We start from the raw sequence: 5118 nt of genomic DNA, 5'->3' as shown, positions 1-5118 counted from the left end.
GCACGAGGTTGGAGGTGGCCAGTTGGCTGGCGCCGTTGGGGTCCAGGTAGGTGGCCGAAGCCTGGTTACCGATGATGGTGTTGGCGGGTGGAGCCGCAGCCAGAGCGCCGGAACTTCCAAACAGGAAGCTCAGCGCGAGGGCTGCTGCGCCCGCCCAGAGCGCGCGCGGCGCGGGGCCGGTGCGACGGGCAGACAAGGTAGGAATCACTTGGTTTTCTCCTCGGGGTTGGGATCAGAAAAGGGTCAAAAAAAGGACGAACTCACCCCGGCCGGGGATTTCCGCGAACGGAAACCGGCAATGGAAAAACCAACGGGGTTTTGGAAAAAAAGAGAGAACCGGTCGTCAGGGCAGCTCAGTGCCGCCGACGACCGTCATCAGCGCGGGGAACTCAGGGCGCGGTGCGCGCGACCTTCAGCGGTGCAACAGCTGCGGCAGCAGCCACGGGGGCGGGCGGCACCACCACCTCGACCTTGGCGCGCGCGGTCACCGCGGTCACGCCATTGGCGGGCAGCTGGCCCAGCGTCCAGCGCAGCGATCGGTATTCGTTGTACGGAACCGGCTCCGACTTGCCGTTGACGGTGCGCGCCAGCGGCTCGGCAGCGAACGCGCCGTCCTTGGTCGCAACCTTGACCAGCGTCGCGCCGGGCTTGGCCGTCTTCGGCAGGTACTCGAGGCCTTCGGGGATCGGCAGGTTGGCCACGAGGCCGGTGACGGCCTTGCCCGTGTGGTTGGTGTACGTGGCCGTGTACTCGAGCACGTCGCCCGGCTTGACCGAATCGGCCGCCACCAGCTGCTCCTTGCCCTGTGCGTCCTTGACGACCTTGGCTTGCGTGAGCACGACCGCCACGGTCTTCTTCTGCGCCGCCTCGGTGGGCGTGGGCGCGACCTGCGTGCCCTGCGCAGCGGCCAGGCCGCCCAACCCCAGGGTCAGGGCCACGCCGAGCCCCAGGCCGAGGCGAACGGTCAGCCGGACAGCCGGCGACATGAATGAATTCGAACTTCCGATAGACATAGACAACTCCTAAAAACAACTTCAAAGCCAGACCGAGGCAGCACAGAGATCAACCGACTTGACCTGTGGCCTCGCGAATTGGCGTCGACGCCATTTCCCAGCCACTTGCAGCACACCATTGACACATCGGCACCGGCGACGACTGCCTCCGATGCCCGCTCTTGACCTCACGCAAGTGAACTCTTTGCGAGCCACATTCATGAGCCATTTACCACGTTCATATTATTTTCCAAATGTTTACAAAACCAATCGCGCCTCCGTGATCCGCCTCTTTCAATCGCCTTGGGTTCCGTGAAAATGTCACGGCAAGTCTTCCAAAGTTAACAATTGTGAATGCCGATGCAATCTGGGCGTGCGCATCAATTGCGAATAGAGCTGCAATTGACCTGTGACCTATTTCACAGGCGCATCAACTCCAAGTGGTTGATGTGTTTGAATAATTTCAGCTCGCCACCCACCTGGACCCAGTGATCCCCCAGGGCTTCGATGGCGAAGCAAGGCGCTTCTAGCGATCTCAAAAACGCCCTTCTCGGCATCTTCGAAACTGAATTTACAAATTCACAGCCTTGTGTAATCAGGCATCGTGAATTTCATTTCCATGACTCCAACCCTGTACGCCAATGGTTTCGGTGGCGATCCAAATGGAATTTAGTTTTGCTGGTTTTTCAAAATCCAATTCCATTCAAACGGACATGGCTGCGCCATTGGCTTGAATTCAATTCAAGTCAGTCCGAACCGGCTCACCTCACCGGAATTAATTCACAGGTCTGTTGACGCCCGGCTTCAATCCAAAAGCGGATCGGCGGGCGTCTGTTTTTTAAGGTGACCTTGCGTCACCCCTTTGGATGCCGCGGGCGATGCCCGCGACGGCTCACTTGCCGTGCCGGTGGTGAGCGCGCTCCAGCGTGTAGCCCACGCCGTAGAGCGAGCGCACGCGGAATTCGCCGCACACGATCAATTCCAGCTTCTTGCGCACGCGGGACACCAGCGCGTCGAGCGACCGGCTGGCCCCCAGTTCGCCATTGCATCGGGGCCCCTGGGGCAGTTGCTGCCGCGACACGGGCGTGTCGAGGTGGCGCACCAGCACCCGGGCGATCTCGAATTCGCTCGGCGTCATGATGGCTTCGCGGCTCGCGTACTCGACCGCGAGGCGGCTGCGCACGAGCTGGAAACCGTAGAGGCCGTGCGGCTTGGCGTTCCTGCGCAGCGACTTCGTGCCGCACAGCGACGACACGCGCGCCACGACCTCTTCCGCATTCCAGGGGTTCACCAGGAAATCGTCGACGTCGAACACCGACACGCGGGCTGTTTCCAGCACGCCGCGCGACCGGGTCAGCACGACCACCGGCGCCGTGGCCGAACGGCTGGCGCCGATGCCGAAGAGGATCTCCGGCAGCGCGCACTCCATCGCCTCGCCCATCAGCAGGAACAGCCCGACGCCCGGCATCGACGCAGCCTCGAGCAGGTCTTCCTCGTTGACGACACACAACGGGCTGAATCCGACGTCTTTCAACCGGCTTCGCAGCCAGTCGATCTCTTCGCCGGAGTCCGTCAGCACCACCACACGACCGTTTTTCTGTTCCACCCTGTCCACCATCGGTTCCCTTTTCATCGCTCCCACATGCCTCTCACAATGGAGTGGAATGTATTAACGTTTATCAACAGTCGATAGGGAAAAGTGCCGATATTGACCAACGGAAACAAGTAGCTCCGTTCTTTTGTCATGCGGTGCAAACAAACTCACACTAAAGGGACGTCGGCCCCTCGACACGGGTCGATGGAATCCCGGATCAGCCTTCCATTTCACAAAGGCCGAACGCGCTCAAGCCCTCTGGGAAGTGGCCTCGGACGCCTTGGCCGCCTTGCGCGCAGACAGCCTTTCGAGCAGCCCGACGAGCCAGCACATCGGGCAGCCGCGCAGCAGCAGCAAGGCGCCGACCAGGGCCGGCGGCACGATCCAGGGATGCGCGGACGACAACAACACCGCCAGCGCGATGAGCGCCAGGGCGCCCGCGCCGCGAAGCAGATGCCAGGTGATGGAAACAGGACACATGGTGCAGGGCTCCTTGGGGATGGACACCTGCATAGAGGCGGCGAAACGACGAAACGGTTCGCGGGCACCCTCCTCATCAACCCCCGGATGGTTCGAGCACGAACGCGAAGTCCAGCGTGTGGAACGGCCCCTCGTGCAGGCTGCCGTCGGGCGCGCGGCCCGGGGCATGCGCCGCGAAGTCGCCGATCAGCGAACTGCGCACGCCGAACACCGCGTCGCTGTCGAGGTACGGGTCGCCCTCGCGGAAGACGTGCGTGATGAGCGTCTCGTAGCCCGGCGCCTGCACCATGAAGTGCACATGCGCGGGCCGCCACGGATGCCGCCGGGTCGCGCGCAGCATCGCGCCCACCGGCCCGTCGGTGGGAATTGGGTAGGCCACCGGCGCCACGCCGCGAAACCACAGCCGGCCCTCGGCGTTCGTGCGGAAGACCGCCCGCCCCTGCGCGTGATCGCCGGGCCGCTGCACGTCGTAGAAGCCTTCGGCATCGGCCTCCCACACATCGACCACCGCATCGGCAATGGGCTCGCCGTCGCGCCCGCGCACGGTGGCGTCCACGAACAGCGGCTCGCCCACCGCGCCGGCCGCGATGTCGCTGCCCAACGGCAGCTGCGGTGCGTCGGCCACGTGGAAGGGACCGAACACGGTGGCCTCGGTGGCCTGCGGGCTCTTGGCGTGGTTCATCGCCACGGTGAGCATCGACAGGCCCAGGGTGTCCGACAGCAGGATGAACTCCTGGCGCTGCGCATCGCACTTCTGGCCCGTGGCCGTGAGGAAGTCGATGCCGGCGGCCCACTCGGCCTCGGTCAGCTTCACCTCGCGCGCAAAGTCGTGCAGGTGGCGCACGAGCGCCGACAGCACTTCTTTCAGCCGCGCGTCCTCGCACCCCGCCATGCGGTCGAGCACGGCGGCGGTGATGGTGTGTTCATCGATGTTTCGCATGGGCGTCGGGCTCCAGGTCGGAAGAAGAAAGCGCATGCGGCGGCATCATCAGGCGCCGTTGCGTCGGGAACAGGGACCAGGCCCAGCGCTGCTGCGCCCAGCCCCACAGCCCCTGCTTGAAGAAGAGTGTGACCACGATGGCCAGCAGCCCGAGCCCGAGCAGGTACCAGGTGCCGTAGTCGCTGAAGAACTTGTTCAGCGCCCAGAACACGAGCGCGCCCACCAGCGGTCCTTCGATGCGGCCGATGCCGCCGATCACGACCATGAAGATCGCGAAGGCGGTCCAGTTCGGCGCAAAGGCCGCATCGGGGCTGATGCGCAGGTTGCCCACGAAATACAGCGCCCCCGCCAGCCCGGCACCGAAGGCCGCCACCACGTACACCGCGAGCTTCATGCGCGCCACCGGAATGCCCTGCGATTCGGCGGCCATCTCGTTGTCGCGGATCGCCAGCAGCGCCAGCCCGAAGCGGCTGCGCAGGAACAAATAGACCAGCGACACCGCCGCCACCACGCAACCCAGCGCCATCCAGTAGGTGACGCTCTCGCGCGTGGCGCGCTCGATGCCGCGCAGCGCCGTGAGCGTGGTGCCCGAGCCGCCGCCCACCGCCGACACGTTGGCAAAGCTGAGCCGGAACACCTCGGCGATCACCCAGGTGCCGATGGCGAAGTAGCCGCCCGACAGCCGGAACGCCACGAAAGACACCGGCACCGCGATCAGCGCCGCGGCCAGCGCCCCGAGCGGAATCGCCACGAACGGATTCACGCCCGCGAAGTTGCCGAGCATCAGCATCACGTAGCCGCCGAATCCGAAGAAGGCCTGCTGCCCGATGCTGACCATGCCGCCGTAGCCGGCGAGCAGGTTCCACATCATCGCGAAGATGAAGTAGCAGGCGATCTCGACGAACTCGCGCATCCAGCTCGGCTCGCCCCAGAAGGGAAGGCTGGCCGCCAGAACCACGAGTGCGCTCGCCACCCACAACGCCCAGCGGCTCGCAGCGGTGCTGCACGTCACCTCGAAATATGTGTTCGCCATGATCGGTTCAATGGTTCGGGGCCTCAGCCACGTGTCTTCGGAAACAGTCCCTGCGGCCGCAGCACCAGCACCGCGAGGA

General features: G+C 64.4%; 6 protein-coding genes. All 6 read right to left on the bottom strand.

Annotated features, from left to right (window positions below; all coding sequences use genetic code 11):
- Positions 1–208, bottom strand: a 208-nt coding sequence (locus AAG801_RS40375; RefSeq protein ID WP_341893500.1) for a hypothetical protein, incomplete at its 3' end; no start/stop codon positions are given.
- Between the two features lie 181 nt (positions 209–389).
- Entirely contained in the window at positions 390–986 is a 597-nt protein-coding gene (locus AAG801_RS40370) for a hypothetical protein (protein ID WP_341893499.1), read from the bottom strand.
- 898 nt (positions 987–1884) lie between these two features.
- Entirely contained in the window at positions 1885–2598 is a 714-nt protein-coding gene (locus AAG801_RS40365; RefSeq protein WP_192195895.1) for a winged helix-turn-helix domain-containing protein, read from the bottom strand.
- A gap of 237 nt (positions 2599–2835) precedes the next feature.
- Positions 2836–3099: a hypothetical protein gene (locus tag AAG801_RS40360; protein ID WP_341893498.1), complete on the bottom strand. Its 264-nt coding sequence runs from the start codon at positions 3097–3099 to the stop codon at positions 2836–2838.
- A gap of 43 nt (positions 3100–3142) precedes the next feature.
- Complete coding sequence (locus tag AAG801_RS40355) at positions 3143–4006, bottom strand: intradiol ring-cleavage dioxygenase (protein ID WP_341893497.1); 864 nt, start codon at positions 4004–4006, stop codon at positions 3143–3145.
- Positions 3990–5039: a branched-chain amino acid ABC transporter permease gene (locus AAG801_RS40350; RefSeq protein WP_341893496.1), complete on the bottom strand. Its 1050-nt coding sequence runs from the start codon at positions 5037–5039 to the stop codon at positions 3990–3992. Before AAG801_RS40350 ends, AAG801_RS40355 begins: the two co-directional genes overlap by 17 nt.
- Between the last annotated feature and the right edge of the window lie 79 nt (positions 5040–5118).

The organism is Variovorax sp. YR752 (assembly GCF_943372545.1).
This window is presented reverse-complemented; position numbering and strand designations above follow the sequence as displayed.

Excerpts from the sequence above, each read along its gene's own strand:
- AAG801_RS40370 (WP_341893499.1), bottom strand. The coding sequence starts at position 986 with ATGTCGCCGGCTGTCCGGCTGACCGTTCGCCTCGGCCTGGGGCTCGGC.
- AAG801_RS40350 (WP_341893496.1), bottom strand. The coding sequence starts at position 5,039 with ATGGCGAACACATATTTCGAGGTGACGTGCAGCACCGCTGCGAGCCGC.
- AAG801_RS40355 (WP_341893497.1), bottom strand. The coding sequence starts at position 4,006 with ATGCGAAACATCGATGAACACACCATCACCGCCGCCGTGCTCGACCGC.
- AAG801_RS40360 (WP_341893498.1), bottom strand. The coding sequence starts at position 3,099 with ATGCAGGTGTCCATCCCCAAGGAGCCCTGCACCATGTGTCCTGTTTCC.